Here is a 15,577-nt window from a genome sequence, read left to right as displayed (position 1 = left end):
CCGCGCAAGTTTGGGGAGCTTTGTTTTTAGAACCTGGATAGGGTTGGTATGTAAGCTCTCCGGATTGGGGCGCGGCAACAACTGCTATTTTAAAATTATTTCAGGGAAACTTGTTTGAGTTCGATCGCCCTTAAATCCGGTTCAACCCAATTAATCCGAGCTTCCCAAGACATCAGGCGATCGCGCGTGTAATAGCGAAATGGTAAAGTGCGATCGGCATATTGTTCAATCAAACCGTTAGCCAGATGTACGATCGATCGATTCTGCTTTTCTTCGGCCAGATACCGACGAACAGTTTGCACCCAAAACAGCGTTAGGGTTTCGTGATATCCGCCATCTTTGGTCATCTCAATTCCCTGAACCGAGTTGTAACGTTTAATCCCATTCCGAATCGCATTTATTGCTTCTGGTTCTGAATCATAAAACAGATACCAAAGGGCAACGGTTAAATGTGCTGCGTGAGTCCATTGATTTCGCGGCAGGCTGCATTCTTGGAAAGCATGAATCAGGCTGTCTATCTCCTTTGGCGATCGGTAAATTATAGTTTTATTTTTCATAATTTAATTTTTCTACCTCACCACTTTCATATCTAACTTGCTTTTTTATAGTAGTGAAAGTCACTTCGCGCAAGTCAAGAAAGCCGTTGTTCATACGCAGGAGTTGAACCTGCAACCTTTTCCTTAAGAGGGAATTGCTCTACCAAGAGCGAGTATGTAAGCTTCCTCAGTTAGGGCGCGAAGTGTTTTTTCACTACCTGACAGATACCCCGCACAAGTCATCAAAGCTTTTGACTATAGCGCTCTGCCATTGAGCTACATCCCCAAGCTGGGGATGATAGGAGTCGAACCTATAACCTCTGGTTTATCAGACCAAAAAGTGTGTAAGCTTCAATTGTTGGGGTGCGGTGTAGCTGTTTTTTAAATCTAAAAAATTCAGGTATAAGAGGAGGCGCACAAGTCAGAGAAGCTAATCCTCTCCAACAGGAGAAGACGATAGGATTTGAACCTACTATTCGATCGCTCGAACGTTACCAGTTTGTAAGCTTCTTTTGTTAGGATGCGCTTCCTAATCGCCGATCAAATTTTTGTTCCGCGCAAGTATGAAAGGCTTTGGACATTTTGGAAGTATGTAGGCTTCTCGAATTGGGGCGCGGAATAAAAGTTAATTCCTAGCCGTAAACGGCTTCTGGGCGGACAATTAAATCACCGCTGGGACGACGATCCAGCACGTAAGACTCGAAGCGATCGCTCTTGACATCAAAATGATTTGCTAGACGTTCCCCAATTGCCTTGTCGCTCATTCCTGCCGTGATACCCAGTTGGTTTTCTGCCACATCATAGGAACGTCCTTCAAAACGAATGTGAACCATAACTGTTACCTCCTTAAGCGATTTTGGATTTAGAATTTTTGGATTTGGGATTGGTAGCTTGTCTGCTCTTTAGCCGGGAGTTAATTGGTAAAATTTTCCAGAATTAGCATCTGCGCCAACACGAGAATTTTTACATAAACAAACGCCGTTCTAAATGGTAAGCTTGTTTGAGATGGCGGATTTCTTCAGTTTTTTTTGCCGATCGCAATCGATCGCAATTGTTCTGTTCTGCATCCGCCTGAAATTCGTGGGAATTCGGTTGACTTGGTACAATATCTGACTCAGGTCGAGTCAGCTTGTAACCGAACAGTCTCGTGAAAAGTAACAACATGACAATCAAGTCTGTATTGCAAGACTTTCAAATTGATGTTCCTTGAAATCTCGATCGCTATTTAGTTGTCAAGGTTCAGAAGTGGTACGGAAAATACAGGTTTTTGGCTCTCCTGCGCTTTCCATACTTTTATACTACAGGCATACTACAGAGGTGTCAAGGGGGTAGGAAAAGTTTTTTAGATAAAACTTACAGAGGTTGTAGAAACGGGGTTTTTGAGGAAAATATTGTGTTATGACTCGCAAATGCACTAAAAAACCCGGTTTTTTGAGTTGAAGTGCGATCGCCAACTGTGCACTCGGGCCCAGAAACCCGGTTTCTACGAGAAATATTGTTTAGTGACGAGGCATACACAGAGAAACCGGGTTTCTTAAACCCTGCACCCAAATCGATCAAACATCCTTAACATAAGAAATGCTATCGCGAATTTTGTGGAAGCCGGCAGACTCGTAAAGTCGCAATGCACCGGAAGGATTTGCAGTATCGACGCCGAGAATAGCAGTCTCGACACCGGCAGCTTTCAGTCGCTGCAAACCAGCCAGCAACATAGCTCGTCCCAATCCAATTTTGCGGAAACCGCGCCGCGTACCGAGACAAGCAATCCAGCCTTCGTTTCGCCCGGTGCGATCGCACTCTTCCTGGCTAATTTCGCAATAACAGAAAGCTGCAAAAGTCCCGTCAGCAGCCACTGCAATCAAGTCTAAATCCTTTCTGTAACTGGGTTGGGTCAAGCCGTGTTTAAATAGTTCCACCGTTAAATCGTGGTGATTCCAGTGATCGATAAACGACTGATTGAACATTTCTACCCAAGCTTCCGCATCCTCTTCGCGGGGGAATAGACGCAGCGCAAAACCTTCTGGTAATTGGGGTTCTGCGATCGGTTCAGAAAGCGATCGCGCCATGCGACAAAAATAGCGATCGACTATAAAACCGCAACTTTCCAGCACAGAAATGCGATCGGCATTCTGTGCCCTAGCCCCAGATCGCAGCTTCACACGCGCGCCCCACTCTTGTGCAACCTCGTGCATCCGCGTTTCACCCCAAGCCACTGCTGCGGCTTCCACATCCCCGCAGCGCGCGTCGGGATGGACGCGAAACCACAGCGAACCGTCGATGACTTCCCCAGGTTCAGAAATCGACAACAAAGCGAAACCGATTAATTTGCCGCTGGCATCTTCCCAAAGGCAGATATCGCGCGCTAAATCTCGGGACGGTTGGTTAAATTCTTGTTGCAATTCCGAGATGGAAGTGCCTTCATCGAGCCGATCGACCTTTTCGCAAATATTGATTAAATCGGCGATCGCTTCCAAGTCACTATCACCCGCGTAGGGTCTGATCGACACAATTAACATAGCTTGTCAGCTCAGGATGTGAGTTAAAATAACATCTTGCACCATTGCCAATAAGTTTTTCAATGGCCGGCTCTTTAGCCCACCCTACAAGCAACTTGATGTCTTGTGGAACAGGCATCTTGCCTGTTCTTGACAAGGAAAATGTAGTTTTAGCGACAAAAGTAACAAATTGTTACTTTGTTTCTCAGGAATGAGACGAAGGAATCAGCCCAAAGATATATTCAAAACCATCAAGTTCGTCACCAAGTTGACCAACAGAGATAAAAAATAATTTTTCGTCTAAGTTAAGAAGAACTCAATGCTTGACGCTTTTTCGAGAGCTGTAGTATCAGCCGATGCCAGCACCTCCACCGTCGGTGATATTTCTGCCCTCAGCACCTCAGATTTAGAATCAGTACAAGGTTCTATCCAACGCTCTGCTGCTCGTTTAGAAGCCGCAGAAAAACTGGGCAACAACCTGGATGCAGTTGCTAAAGAAGCTTATGATGCTTGCATCAAAAAGTATCCTTACTTGAACGAATTCGGTCAAGCTAACTCCACCGATACTTTCAAAGCAAAATGCCAGCGCCACATCAAGCACTACCTGCGCTTGGTTCAATATTGCTTAGTTGTTGGCGGCACAGGCCCTCTTGATGAATGGGGTATTGCTGGTCAACGCGAAGTTTATCGCGCTTTGAGCTTGCCTACTTCTCCTTACGTTGAAGCATTAAGCTTTGCTCGTAACCGCGGTTGCGCTCCTCGCGATATGTCTGCTCAAGCTTTGACTGAGTACAATGCTCTTCTTGACTACGCCATCAACTCTCTGTCCTAATTAATTAGACAGGTTTGTAATGTCGTGACTGGGTAGTTTATACCCCGACAAGTCTAGGAACTCTTGGATCGTTGCTTTACCGATTTCGGTGAAGTAAGGGCAAAGAATTCCTGGGCTTGTTATTGTGTTTAAATAGACATATAGCGGTTCTCAAGCGTGGTGAGGTATGCCCACGGAGGCCTATGCCCACGGAGGCCTATGCCCACGGAGGCCTATGCCCATAGCCCTATGCCGTTCGCGTACCTCATCTTTCTGAGAAAGGCTATAGAAGCTCATAACTCAGCAAAATCCTAATTATCTTAATTAAGCCTAATGACTACTGACTAATGACTACTGACTAATGACTACTGACTACTGCCAACTGCCCACCCCCAACAGCCTTAAATTATGACAACAGACGCTTTGTTTGAAAAACTAAAACACCCGAATCCTCCTAGGCGCGATCGGGCAATGTTTGAAATAGCCGATTCCCGCGATGAAAATACAATTTCTCAACTGGTGGCTATTTTAGATGACGAAGATGTCACCTATCGGCGGGCGGCAGTCAAAGTCTTGGGTGCGGTGAAGATGCCGTACCAGCAGTAGTTGACCCATTGTTAAACAGTGAAAATGTTACAGTGCGAGGAAGTGCAGCGAAAGTATTAGCAAAAATTGCAATTAACTATCCAGAATTACCTTTCCCAGAAGTGGGTTTGCAGGGATTAAAAGCAGCCATTGATGACGCGAATCCAGTGGTGCATATTGCAGCGGTGATAGCCTTGGGACAGATGGGCTCCTCTGCGTTTGAAATTTTGGTATAATCGCTGACAACGACGGATAATGTGGCAGTACAGGTGACAATTGTGAATGCGCTTGCTTCTGTGGGCGATCCGCGTTGTGTAGAAAATATCACCAGATTTGCCAATGATAAAGCCGTGGATTCCTACGTGCGGGAATCGGCGACAAGTTCTTGATCTCGGTTAGATTTGGTGATGAATTATAAGCGTGCAGATAGTTAGGTTGATGGCTAGGTGAACCTGATATCGCTACAACTTTAGCACTTAATCACTCGCGTCTACATGATGATTATCGCAACATTTTTTAAATAAAACTGATACTAAATCCGGCTTGGTTAACCCCTTTTTGGATTTGTGTCAAACGAGGCACTAAGCAATGCTGAAGGGTTAATCATAAAGGGATGATTAACCCGGATTTGATATCAATCATATCAAATCTGCCTGCATCGGAATTTTAGGGGTTGGGCGGGTTGATATAATTTGTAGAGACTTATCAAATATATCCGCGAAGCACCCCTAAAAACAATCCCTAAGATAAAATTTATCATCTAACGGATATGATCTCACGGGTGGTCATAAACCGGGTTTTTTACCACAATTCTTCGTGGTACTCCACAAATTTGGTAAAAAATCCGGTTTTTTTCGTCTTAATGCGTAAATTCTATTTAAAATTGACAAGGTGGAAATTTTCGCTATACTCAGAAAAGAGCATTCGCTATAAATCGATTGTACATAGGGTGCGATCGCCGTCAAGTTTGTGTAAAATTAAGACTAAATTAGGAATATAATAGTAGGTAACAACTATGTGTATTTCTGTAATCATTTAGTGTCAAAAATACTGGAGCAGACCTATGTTAAAATCTGTCGTTTGTCATAGCAACGATCCTGATTCTCTAGCGGCAATAACAGAAGTGCTAGAGCAATGTCATGATTCCCTGTCAGGCGAAATTCCTCAAGCAGGTATCTTGTTTGCTGCCATTGATTTCGATCATAGCCTAATTTTGCATCAAATTCATCAGCAATATCCCGAAATTCAACTGATTGGTGGCACAACGGATGGAGAAATGTCTTCTGTTTTAGGATTTGAACAAGATTCGCTGATGCTCATGCTATTTTGTTCCGATCGAATTACTATCCGTGCTGGGATTGGACGAGGGATTTCCAAGGACTTGCAGAGGGCGATTCAAACTGCTATTGTTCAAGCAAAAACAGGGCATCAAGATCCAATTAAACTTTGTATTACCTTCCCAGAAAGTCTAACCGCAAGTGCCGTCTTGATTTTAGATAGCTTGAATCAAGCTTTAGGAAAACAAGTCCCGATTTTTGGCGGACTCACGGCGGATCAGTGGCGCTTCCAACAAACCTATCAATTCTTCGGCACAGAAGTTTGTAGCGATGCGATTCCCATTCTCTTAATCTCTGGAGAGATTCTCTTTTCTCATGGTGTTGCTAGTGGGTGGAATCCAGTTGGTAAAAAAGGTATAGTGACCAAAGCCTCTCAAAATATCCTGTACGAAATAGATCGCAAACCCGCTCTAGAATTTTATCATCACTACTTAGGAAAAATGGCGCCTTCCTCAGAATATCCCCTGGCCGTGTTTGATGTAGATGAAAGTCATTACTATATGCGAGCGCCCAGTGGAGCTTACGATCCAGCCGTCGGAAGTGTGACCTTTTTTGGGGACATTCCCGAAGGTGCGATCGTTCAAATTACCGAAACCACCCATGATAACATTCTGACTGCATCTCGAAGATCTATGATGCAAGCCTTAGAAACTTATCCAGGTAAAGTACCTGCGGCTGCTCTGTATTTTTCCTGTGCTGGTAGGCGACAAATTTTAGGTAGTCGGACTAAAGAAGAATATGCGCTAACTCAAACCTGCTTAACCCAGGCATTGCCGAGTTGTGGGTTTTACACCAATGGCGAAATTTCTCCTCTCAAGAATCAGAAAATCTCCTGTTTTCATAATGAGACATTTATTACTTTGCTACTTGGAGGAGAATAAGACTGTGGTATCAGAAAAGATAGATGATTTTACCAAAATTCAGCAGTTAGAAAAAGAAAAAAGAATTTTGATAAAAAAGTTAGAACGGTCCGAAAAAAACTGTTTGGAACTGGAACAAATCAATCAAAGAAAGGAGTTTTTTCTCCGACAAATCATCCATGAGCTAGAAGATTCACAGAGGGAAGTCAAGGAAAAGCGTCAGTTAGAACAGACCTTGATCGAACTTAAACGAACTCAAGCCCAACTTGTTCATGCTGAGAAGATGTCTAGCTTAGGACAGCTTGTAGCGGGTGTAGCCCATGAAATTAATAACCCCGTTAACTTTATCCACGGCAACCTCACACATATTCAGCAATATTCGCAAAACCTGCTGGAATTGGTGCAACTATACCAGCAGCACTATCCCCATCCCGTCGCGGAAATTCAAGAGAAAGAAAATGAAATTGATCTAGATTTTTTGCAGATAGACTTACTCCAAATTCTGAAATCCATGAACATTGGAACTGATCGTATCCGTAAAATTGTGTTGTCGTTACGAAATTTTTCGCGCATGGATGAATCAGATTTCAAGTCAGTAGATATTCACGAGGGTATAGATAGTACATTGCTGATTTTACAACACCGTCTGAAGGATAATCGAGGATGCTCAGAGATTAAGGTGATTCGCAATTATGGCAATTTACCGTTGGTGGAGTGTTATGCGGGACAATTAAATCAGGTGTTTATGAATATTCTTGCCAACGCTATTGATGCCATTGATGAGGTGAATGCTAAAACAACTCAACAAGAAAGAAAAGAAAATTTAAGTCAAATTACTATTTCTACATCTATGATTGATTTAGACTGGGTGGAAATTGCGATCGCCGACAGTGGAGGCGGAATTCCCGAATCAATCAAAAAACTGATATTTAATCCATTTTTTACCACCAAACCTGTGGGTAAGGGAACCGGAATGGGAATGGCGATTAGTTACCAAATCATCACCGAAAAACATGGCGGTGAACTAATGTGTTTTTCAGCTCCGGGCACAGGGGCGGAGTTTGTGATTCGTATTCCTGTCCAGAAGAAAGTCTATAATCTAGTCTAAGAGTTGGCAAAAAATCGCTCCTCATGTTCAGGAAAGTATTAAGGCTTTGGCTGTTTAGGTTGGTTTGTGCGATCCCGATGTGTTGGCGATTGGCGTGCTTAGGTAAGCATGACAGATTGGCTGCGTTGTTGGTGTCTGGAATTATTTTTTTGCTATGTAAAATGTTTGATTATCTTTGATTTTATGGTCAACACGCACAGAAATATTGGTATTTTCGGAAATTGTAAGTTCTTGATGTGTCATATTATCTAATTGAATTTCCAAAATAGGCTTTTTGTATAATCTTCCTTCAGCAGTTTCAACTATCACCATATCCCCAACTTTGATCGTATAATTTTCGATTTCAAATGCCAATATCTTACTACTAAATATTTTTAAAACTTTTTCTATCTTTTGAAAAGTATGTATTGATTCTTGTTTAATAATTTTTTCAAATAATGTTTCAAAAATGGCTTGACAATACACTTCTAAAAATTGAATATAAGGTTCTAATCCAGAAAAGCCTAAAATATCCAATGTTTCCGAACCGTGAGCAATTTGATTTCTCCTTTCAACTAAGTCATTAATTTTATTGTACAAAATATCCTTATCTATTCTTGAAATTTGATTAAGTTGTAACCCAATTTCTTGCTTTAGGCTTTCATTCTTAATTAATTCATCGTTCAAATCTACATTTAAAAGTTTAAATAGTTCTACAATTTTATTGTGTTTTAAGTTTCCCGATAACAAGACAAATGCTTCTGTATTGATTTGATAGTTTGTAGGGCTGACAATACAAGTATTTAATTTTCTTAAAACCTTCTCTTTGGTAAGGTGTTGATATTTTGGAGTTTCTCTACTTATCATGGTATTTATTAGTTTTAAAGAAAATTTAAAATGATTATTTCTAATTTTTTTATCTATTTGGTTATACTCAGGTACTAAACGGGAAAGTGAATCAAGATATTCCTTAATCCAAGTTTCAACATATTTTTCCAACACCCCGTAAAGTGAAATAATAGCTGCTTTATATTCAAATACCCGTTGATCTATTCTAAAACTTCTATCATGTTCTTTTAACCTATTTAGCAAAGCCTTGATTTGTTCATTATCCTCTTCTGAAATACCATAACCAACTACATCACTTACATACTGAATGTGTTTCAAATATTCTCTTATTTGATTGACTTCTTTTTTGAAGCCTTCCAATCATGTTAGATTCATAAATTTCTACCCAAGTTTATTAAATATAGCTTTGTAGAAATTCATTAAAATATTCTATACGATTTTCGACATCCTTTCGATCGCCATACCTCCCATCAAAAATATCTCTATTTTTTGTTTTGGAAAATAACAATTGTTCGTCTGAATATCTTGTTTCCTTGATGGTTTCCGCATTTTCTATTATGCGATTTTTGGATGTCAAATTTCTTGAAAAAACCTGCATTAAGGGATCGTAAACACTCTTTCTCGGTGTCTTAGATTCTTGGGATCTTGAAGGAGCTAAAAACGCAGTCTCACCAAAAACTGTATAAACCAACTCAAGAGTTTCGTTAAATACAGATTCAAGATCGTTCAAAACTCGATCGGGCCAGCTATTGGCTTGTCTCAGATAATCATCTAAAAAACCATCGATAGGGGACTTTAACTTATCTAAATGCCTGTAAGCAAAAAATCGTAAAACCAATTCAACATCTTCCATTTTGCGATATAATGCTAATCTCGCTGAAAATTCTGATTGTTTTAGCTCTTCTTCGCTTTTAAGTAGTAAATCTTCTACCTCGCTTTCTAAAGGTAATTGCCACATTTTACGAAAGAGGTCGTTTTTGGCAAGCTTCATGCACAGTTGATTAAATTTGCCATTATGTAAAGCATTTCTTGTTTCTTGTGGTGTTAGTTTTTCACCCCCACTATTCAATCTTTCAAAAACTATTCGTTTGAGACTTTCGGCTTCCTCTTTGGTTTTTGCTGTTTCTTCTAACAATACGATAGATGATAAATAGCGCCTGTCTATACCTCTTCTAACTTGTTCAGGTAGATCGTCATATCTTTTTCCATTAAGTTCCCGCCAATATTCTAATCCTTTTAATTCAAATCTCCCTTTATAAAAATCCTAAATAGTTGTGAGCCTTTGTTGTCCATCCATTACTTCATAAATAGAATAATCTACTTCATAAAGAAAAATAGGAGGAATAGGTACATTCATTATAAATGATTCTATTAAACGAGATTTGCGAGTGTTATCCCACCTTTTTCTACGTTGGTACTCAGGATTTAAGATATATTTTTTACTGTCTCCCTGCTTGCTATCAAGCATAGTTTGTATGCTGTCAAGGGGATAACGAGCTTGCTCAGTCACTATTCTGATCTCACCTCTCTTGTATTTCTCGTTGATTTCCTGGTCGGAAAGAGAGGATTGAGAGCGATCGGATTGATTTCCAATACTAAATGTTTCGCCGGCAATTAAGTAGCTATTTACGCTCATATTTACCTTCCAACTTTTGAAGATTGACGATATCGCCACAGCTTGCGGGATTGGTATTGTAGTATGTTGTATAACGATGGGAGTAGAAGGACTTGAACCTTCGACCTTGAGATTAAGAGTCACCTGCTCTAACCAACTGAGCTATACTCCCGCATCTAGCCTACTATAACACAACTGTTCTGAAAAATCAACTATTTCTGTAAATCTTTGTGCCGATCGCCCGCTGGCGAGTTTTCTGTAAGGGCGATCGACTCCAGCTAAAAGCCCGTAAGCTACTGATGGTATCATTGGTTTAGTTAGCTTCGAGCCAGCAGAGGAGGCGATCGTGCAATGGATTCAGTGAACCTTGAATATCGCGACATTGTTGAAAAACTTCTCCAAGAATATATCGATTTTCTCGGTAATGACGACCTAGCTGAGGTTAAATTAGTATTAGACGAAAAGTGCGATCGCTATTTGTTAGTCGAAACAGGCTGGCAAAACGGTTATCGCATCTACGGAAATTTGATCCACATTGAAATTATTGATAACAAGCTTTGGATCGAACACGATGGTACGGAAGATGGAGTGGCTTACGAGTTGATGGCGGCGGGAATTCCTGAAGCAGATATTGTTTTGGCTTTCAAATTGCCGGAACTGCAAAAAATGCGATCGGCTGCGATTTCGTGATTGAGGGCGCTTTACACAATAAACAAGCAAACAGAAAAGCCAATTACCCGAATAGGTATGGCTTGGATGCTACTTATAAATTCAGCCAAATGCTACCGCTGAATCTTGGATACGACACCCGCACCGACGGTACGATCGCCCTCGCGAATGGCAAAACGCATACCTTGTTCGATCGCGATCGCCTGCATCAAATCCACAGTCATCTTAACGCGATCTCCCGGCATTACCATTTCGATCGCGCTCCCGTCATTTTTTGACCCAAAATATAAGGCAACAATTTCGCGATATTTCTAGCATCATCAATTCCTCGGTGATGAGTTCCTTCTAGAGGTAAACCCGCAAGTTCTAAGGCTTTTTCCATGCCGTGTCGTTTTGGCAAACCTTGGGTTTCTGTAAACATTTTTTTGAGATTGACGTGGGGATAAGCAATGGGAAAAGGGAGTTGATGAAAATTGCTATCCTGTTTAAATTGTTTGCGATCGAAGTCGCCCCAGGAACCAAATACACCGTTTGAGTAACCAGACAGCCAATTTTTCAGCAGGGTACTGGCTTCGGGGTAAGTTGGGGCGATCTCGACTTGCGTTTGGGCGATCGATGTTAATGACGTGCAGAATTCGGTTAAAATCGGATGGCGTATGGGTTTGACGAAGCTTTGAAATTCATCAACGATTGTTAGGGTTGTGGAATCTACCATAACTGCACCAATCTCGATAATTTCCATGTGATTTCGGGCGATCGATCCTTTGTCGCAGCAGGTTGCTTCAAGATCGAGCACTAGATAATAGTTGAAGTCTTTTAAATTCCTCATAAATTTAACCTAAAATATTTTGTCTTTTTAACCGCAGATGAACGCAGATGAACGCAGATAATTTTATGCGATCGCCCAAACACGTCATTTCTGCAACCGATAATGCAGCAACATGAAGCCGTTGCTGTAGATTTTGCGATCGACCAATTCCAGATTAGTAGGTGCGATCGCCCTCGCAAACATCGGAATTCCCGCCCCAATCACTACCGGATTCAACTTGACAATCATCTCGTCAATCTCAGAAACAACCGTTGCCGCTAACTCACCGCCACCGCACAGCCAGATATCTTTACCCGTTTCCTGCTTCAATTCCTGAACCAATTCAACAGCATTGTCCGAAACCAGTGCAACATTCCCATCTGGGCTTGCTTGCATACTGCGCGAAAAGACATACTGCTTCAAGCTGGGATAAGGATTAGTCAAACCCACATTTAGCCCTACCTCATAGGTTTTGCGTCCCATCAAAACAGCATCAAACTGCTTGTTACCTGCGCGAATGCCTAGTGCTTCGTGAAGGTGCGCCGGAATAGTTTCGGGAAAGCGATCGAACAAATCGGCGAAATGCTCTCCTGCCATCGGAAAACAATCAAATGAGCCATCTTCGCGAGCAATAAACCCGTCAACGGTGCAAGCAACGTAATATATGAGTTTTCTCATATCTAATATTGTTGGTTAAGAAGTTTGGGGAATCACCAAGGCTGAAACCATCCTAGCAGTAGCGCTTTTCAAGTGCGCGATCGCCCGCATCCCCACAGTCGATCGTCGCAAAGGGCGATCGGTACTCCGAAAGAAGATAAGCTGATGTCAACTAAATATGACTGCTGAAAATGGCCGAACAAGATGAAGCTTCCAAAACCATAAAAGTCACAATGCCCAACCGAATCCATCAAAAGCTGAAGAAGCTGTCTGACGAGTCAGGAATATCCATGTCTAAACTGATGCTCCTGGCAACTATCAAGGAATATAAGCTCATTGATGATAAAGATACCACCGAGTAGCCCCACTTAGTACCCAGTGTTACCCCATTATGCTATCCTTTAGGGAAATAGTCAACCCTGGAGGTGTACTTATGACTCAAGATGAACTCGAAGCCCTTGTCGATGAACTCGGCTTAGTGGCTGTCGTTAGCCTGCTGGCAACTATTTGCCACAACAAAGCCCGACAAACCTTGTGCCTGAAGGGACAAGGGGCTACTCCTTATACAGCTTGGAACAATAATGGCTTCTTGCTGAAGCAATTGATGACCAGACTGCGGCCGATCGGCAGTTGCGATCGCGATGTCAACCTTAACAGCAACTGAGGTTCAAACCCGTGCCAGGGCGTAAAGCATTCATTTGAGTCGGTTAACTGCCGAGTATCTATGCTTTAACTGTCAGAGTACGGGTTGAAACTCGTCGCTTTTGAATCACGAATGGAGAGGACGGGACTCGAACCCGCATCGATCGACAGCAACTTTCAGGAAACGCGCTTCCTTACTGCCCGCAAGCAGACGGGAACTGCCCCCATCTCGGACTGTTAATTCCTTTCAGTGCATCTGCAACCCGCTGCCAGTTTGCGGTTTCAGGGAACGTCGCGAAGCAACTTTTTACCCTACTCAACAAACGCGATCGTCCTTTTGAGAGCCGCTTTCCCTAGTTTTTACGGTGCCATTCCAATTAGGCGACCTCCCCAAATTTCCTAGTGCTAAGTAGGTGGACATAAATAAATGCAAGAATGTCATTGCGAGGAACGAAGCAATCGCAGGATTTTGGGATTATTTCGTTGTCTCTTCGGACAGGTAATATATATGTCAACCTACTTACAGGATAACAAATCTATCTGCAAAATCCCAGAATATTTCATTAAGGAAGATGAAGGAATCGAACCCTTACAGGTGTTACCTGTACCCTTGTTTTCAAGACAAGTTGCTGACCATTTAGCGGCATCTTCCATGATTAAAAATATCCATGATTCCTATGGCTAAAACATAGGAAATCCACCGGGGAGGTACTGCCCCTCCTACCTCTGCGTTATCAGCACAGCGCCTCGCTTCTCGGCTTCCGGTGGTGAATCAAATTCCTGCCACACCGCAACCTATCCGTAGGGACACAGCAGTGCTGTGTCCCTACAATGATCGGTGCAATCAACCGGATTTGAAATTAAAAGGAAGATGAAGGAATCGAACCCTTACAGTTGCCTGTACCCTGGTTTTCGAGACCAGTTGCCAACCATTTAGCGGCATCTTCCAAGGGGTGCCTGACGGGAATCGAACCCGCTATTACTGGTTCCACAAACCAGCGCCGCTACCAGTTTGGCTTCAGACACCGCATGGAATCAAGGAGAATTGTAGGCGAAGCCTTCCCGAAGGGTACTCCTAACCTCTTGCGTGCAAAGCAAGCGCTCTACCAATTGAGCTATGACCCCTTTTTTGGTGGATACTGGTCGGACTCGAACCGACATTTTCCTAGTTGCGAACTAAGCGCTTTTCCGATTAAGCTACAGACCCAAGGTTGGTGGATTGCGGTCGGATTTGAACCGACATCTTTCTAGCGGCCAGCTAGATGCTTTTCCAGTTAAGCTACGAACCCATTCAGTAGGAGTGGTAGGACTTGAACCCACAACATTCGAGGTAGAAGCTCGACACTCTATCCAGTTGAGTTACACTCCCGTATTTTTTGTTGATTTGCGATATTAATAGGACTAACGCACGGGTGGCCAGAAACCGGGTTTTTTGCGAAAAGACGCGTTTTTACTCGCAAATTCGGTGAAAAACCCGGTTTCTTCGATCCAATACGTAAGTTTTGCAATATAAAAAATCAACCATTCAATGGAATCAACCTCCTTAAATTAAAGTAAAAACAACGAGAGTGGCAGGACTCGAACCCACAACATCCGCGTCCGAAGCGCGGCGCTCTATCCATTGAGCTACACTCCCATAAATTGGTAGTCCTGGCAGGATATTACCCCGCTCTTGCTTGTAAGGCAAACGCTCTACCATCGAAGCTCAGGACTAGAAAATTTCGATTTTCGATTTTCGATTTTCGATTAAATAAAACCTAAAATATCTGGCAATTTTCGATTTTAGATTAAATAAAACCTCGTTTTTACCAAAGCGGATGATGGGACTCGTAGGCGAAGCCTTCTCGAAGAGTACCCATGCGCTGAGAATGGCATACTCAGATGCTAACCTTTACATCACACCCGCAAACAAATTTGATATTTCAGCTTACGTCCGACTGTCAATTGTCAACAGTTATAAAACCTGTCAACTATCAACTATCAACTGTTTATTTAGCCAAGCGGATAACGAGGCTCGAACTCGTGCCTAGAGTTTGGAAGACTCGAATGCTACCGTTACACCATATCCGCAATTAGTTTAGCGATTTTATCTGTTTAACCTCAACATACAGCCTTTACAAAATTGTCAAGTAAGTTTGCGTTGGACTGATGGGTAAAGTTACTAAAAGCTGATTTTTCAAATCTAATTCAATTCCCAGCGCTTCCAGAGGAATCACGCCTAATAAAGGATTCATACCTCCCGGCAATTCCAAACACTCAAACGTACCTTCGCGTCCTACCAAAGAAATTTTAGCATCCTGAAAAATTCTGGCTTTGCCAATGCCATTTGCCGTCTCTACATCCACTTCTTTGAGCAATTCTAAACCAAGTTGCGCAATGATACTTGCAGGCAAGCACAATGTTGTTGCACCTGTATCAACTAGCACATTATTTAGAGTGACTGAACGGATTTGGTCGGAAGGCATAAATCCTCTGGCTGCGACATTTTGATCGGCGCGGTTAGTCACGGTGAGTGTGGTAATAATTTTTCCCATTGAGGTGTTGTCAGTTGCTAGCATAGTTTAACCTTGAACTACTCTACCTCAATTATGGCAAGTTTTTGGAAAAATGAGTGCGCTCGCCATTA

The 15,577-nt window shown here is 42.3% G+C and carries 17 protein-coding genes, 12 tRNA genes and 2 pseudogenes; 8 read left to right on the top strand and 23 right to left on the bottom strand.

The genetic code is table 11. From position 1 onward, the window contains the following. Positions 1-95 precede the first annotated feature (95 nt). The 5 genes from QUB68_RS27565 to QUB68_RS27545 form a co-directional block, all read right to left on the bottom strand. A complete protein-coding gene (locus tag QUB68_RS27565) occupies positions 96-557 on the bottom strand; it encodes a hypothetical protein (RefSeq protein ID WP_332998088.1) in 462 nt (153 codons plus the stop codon). 91 nt (positions 558-648) lie between these two features. Further along, positions 649-716, bottom strand: a tRNA-Lys gene (locus tag QUB68_RS27560). Positions 717-1,168: 452 nt separating this feature from the next. Beyond that, positions 1,169-1,369 carry a hypothetical protein gene (locus tag QUB68_RS27555; RefSeq protein ID WP_265234065.1) on the bottom strand — a complete coding sequence of 67 codons (201 nt, stop codon included), beginning with the start codon at positions 1,367-1,369 and terminating at the stop codon, positions 1,169-1,171. Positions 1,370-1,499: 130 nt separating this feature from the next. Next, on the bottom strand, positions 1,500-1,700 hold the full coding sequence (locus QUB68_RS27550; protein ID WP_332998087.1) for a radical SAM protein: 201 nt from the start codon (positions 1,698-1,700) through the stop codon (positions 1,500-1,502). A 392-nt stretch (positions 1,701-2,092) separates the two neighbouring features. Beyond that, on the bottom strand, positions 2,093-3,052 hold the full coding sequence (locus QUB68_RS27545; protein ID WP_332998086.1) for a GNAT family N-acetyltransferase: 960 nt from the start codon (positions 3,050-3,052) through the stop codon (positions 2,093-2,095). A 298-nt stretch (positions 3,053-3,350) separates the two neighbouring features. Here QUB68_RS27545 and QUB68_RS27540 point away from each other — a divergent pair, with 298 nt between their 5' ends. The 5 genes from QUB68_RS27540 to QUB68_RS27520 all read left to right on the top strand — a co-directional run bounded on the left by QUB68_RS27540 (position 3,351) and on the right by QUB68_RS27520 (position 7,732). Beyond that, positions 3,351-3,863 (top strand): bleomycin hydrolase, encoded by a 513-nt coding sequence (locus QUB68_RS27540; RefSeq protein ID WP_332998085.1) that lies wholly within the window; start codon positions 3,351-3,353, stop codon positions 3,861-3,863. Between the two features lie 387 nt (positions 3,864-4,250). Next, the gene (locus QUB68_RS27535) at positions 4,251-4,448 is read left to right on the top strand and encodes a HEAT repeat domain-containing protein (RefSeq protein ID WP_332998084.1); all 198 of its coding nucleotides are present in this window, start codon (positions 4,251-4,253) and stop codon (positions 4,446-4,448) included. 8 nt (positions 4,449-4,456) lie between these two features. Then, positions 4,457-4,663 (top strand): HEAT repeat domain-containing protein, encoded by a 207-nt coding sequence (locus tag QUB68_RS27530; RefSeq protein WP_332998083.1) that lies wholly within the window; start codon positions 4,457-4,459, stop codon positions 4,661-4,663. An 827-nt stretch (positions 4,664-5,490) separates the two neighbouring features. Continuing rightward, positions 5,491-6,645: an FIST signal transduction protein gene (locus QUB68_RS27525; protein ID WP_332998082.1), complete on the top strand. Its 1,155-nt coding sequence runs from the start codon at positions 5,491-5,493 to the stop codon at positions 6,643-6,645. Between the two features lie 4 nt (positions 6,646-6,649). Further along, positions 6,650-7,732, top strand: a complete 1,083-nt coding sequence (locus tag QUB68_RS27520; RefSeq protein WP_442923135.1) for a sensor histidine kinase — start codon at positions 6,650-6,652, stop codon at positions 7,730-7,732. Positions 7,733-7,873: 141 nt separating this feature from the next. Here QUB68_RS27520 and QUB68_RS27515 read toward each other — a convergent pair whose 3' ends face one another. From QUB68_RS27515 to QUB68_RS27500, 4 genes and pseudogenes are all read right to left on the bottom strand, one after another. Continuing rightward, the gene (locus tag QUB68_RS27515; protein WP_332998081.1) at positions 7,874-8,878 is read right to left on the bottom strand and encodes an MAE_28990/MAE_18760 family HEPN-like nuclease; all 1,005 of its coding nucleotides are present in this window, start codon (positions 8,876-8,878) and stop codon (positions 7,874-7,876) included. 76 nt (positions 8,879-8,954) lie between these two features. After that, positions 8,955-10,028: pseudogene (locus QUB68_RS27510) on the bottom strand (DUF262 domain-containing protein). A 245-nt stretch (positions 10,029-10,273) separates the two neighbouring features. Next, positions 10,274-10,347, bottom strand: a tRNA-Lys gene (locus tag QUB68_RS27505). Continuing rightward, positions 10,338-10,484 carry a hypothetical protein gene (locus QUB68_RS27500; RefSeq protein WP_332998080.1) on the bottom strand — a complete coding sequence of 49 codons (147 nt, stop codon included), beginning with the start codon at positions 10,482-10,484 and terminating at the stop codon, positions 10,338-10,340. The genes QUB68_RS27505 and QUB68_RS27500 overlap by 10 nt, the downstream gene beginning before the upstream one ends. Positions 10,485-10,526: 42 nt before the next feature. Between QUB68_RS27500 and QUB68_RS27495 the strand changes: the two genes are divergently transcribed. Next, positions 10,527-10,865 (top strand): XisI protein, encoded by a 339-nt coding sequence (locus tag QUB68_RS27495; protein WP_332998079.1) that lies wholly within the window; start codon positions 10,527-10,529, stop codon positions 10,863-10,865. Positions 10,866-10,957: 92 nt separating this feature from the next. Here the strand turns inward: QUB68_RS27495 and tuf are convergent. The 3 genes and pseudogenes from tuf to QUB68_RS27480 form a co-directional block, all read right to left on the bottom strand. Next, positions 10,958-11,116: pseudogene (gene tuf, locus QUB68_RS27490) on the bottom strand (elongation factor Tu); the annotation flags it as partial. Beyond that, positions 11,089-11,673, bottom strand: coding sequence for a 3'-5' exonuclease (locus QUB68_RS27485; RefSeq protein ID WP_332998078.1), 585 nt, complete (start codon positions 11,671-11,673; stop codon positions 11,089-11,091). The pseudogene tuf and the gene QUB68_RS27485, both read right to left, overlap by 28 nt. A gap of 84 nt (positions 11,674-11,757) precedes the next feature. Next, complete coding sequence (locus QUB68_RS27480; RefSeq protein ID WP_332998077.1) at positions 11,758-12,330, bottom strand: dihydrofolate reductase family protein; 573 nt, start codon at positions 12,328-12,330, stop codon at positions 11,758-11,760. Positions 12,331-12,500: 170 nt separating this feature from the next. On the opposite strand from QUB68_RS27480, the gene QUB68_RS27475 reads away from it, so the two are divergent. After that, entirely contained in the window at positions 12,501-12,671 is a 171-nt protein-coding gene (locus QUB68_RS27475; RefSeq protein WP_332969199.1) for a hypothetical protein, read from the top strand. A gap of 71 nt (positions 12,672-12,742) precedes the next feature. Then, a complete protein-coding gene (locus QUB68_RS27470) occupies positions 12,743-12,973 on the top strand; it encodes a hypothetical protein (protein ID WP_332998076.1) in 231 nt (76 codons plus the stop codon). A gap of 544 nt (positions 12,974-13,517) precedes the next feature. Here QUB68_RS27470 and QUB68_RS27465 read toward each other — a convergent pair. The 11 genes from QUB68_RS27465 to QUB68_RS27415 all read right to left on the bottom strand — a co-directional run bounded on the left by QUB68_RS27465 (position 13,518) and on the right by QUB68_RS27415 (position 15,509). Further along, positions 13,518-13,603, bottom strand: a tRNA-Ser gene (locus QUB68_RS27465). A 213-nt stretch (positions 13,604-13,816) separates the two neighbouring features. Beyond that, positions 13,817-13,899, bottom strand: a tRNA-Ser gene (locus tag QUB68_RS27460). A gap of 4 nt (positions 13,900-13,903) precedes the next feature. Next, positions 13,904-13,977, bottom strand: a tRNA-His gene (locus QUB68_RS27455). Between the two features lie 4 nt (positions 13,978-13,981). After that, positions 13,982-14,076: transfer RNA gene (locus QUB68_RS27450), tRNA-Ala, on the bottom strand. Between the two features lie 5 nt (positions 14,077-14,081). Next, positions 14,082-14,158 (bottom strand) — tRNA-Ala (locus tag QUB68_RS27445). Between the two features lie 5 nt (positions 14,159-14,163). Beyond that, positions 14,164-14,240: transfer RNA gene (locus QUB68_RS27440), tRNA-Ala, on the bottom strand. A 6-nt stretch (positions 14,241-14,246) separates the two neighbouring features. Further along, positions 14,247-14,320 (bottom strand) — tRNA-Arg (locus QUB68_RS27435). Between the two features lie 194 nt (positions 14,321-14,514). Next, positions 14,515-14,587, bottom strand: a tRNA-Arg gene (locus QUB68_RS27430). A gap of 6 nt (positions 14,588-14,593) precedes the next feature. Continuing rightward, positions 14,594-14,664, bottom strand: a tRNA-Val gene (locus tag QUB68_RS27425). Between the two features lie 286 nt (positions 14,665-14,950). Beyond that, positions 14,951-15,021 (bottom strand) — tRNA-Gly (locus QUB68_RS27420). A gap of 44 nt (positions 15,022-15,065) precedes the next feature. After that, entirely contained in the window at positions 15,066-15,509 is a 444-nt protein-coding gene (locus tag QUB68_RS27415) for a retroviral-like aspartic protease family protein (RefSeq protein ID WP_332998075.1), read from the bottom strand. Positions 15,510-15,577 lie beyond the last annotated feature (68 nt).

The organism is Microcoleus sp. A006_D1, assembly GCF_036702805.1.
In the GTDB taxonomy this organism is placed as follows: domain Bacteria; phylum Cyanobacteriota; class Cyanobacteriia; order Cyanobacteriales; family Microcoleaceae; genus Microcoleus.
The sequence above is the reverse complement of the archived record's forward strand: the minus strand, read 5'-3'. Positions and strand labels throughout refer to the sequence as shown.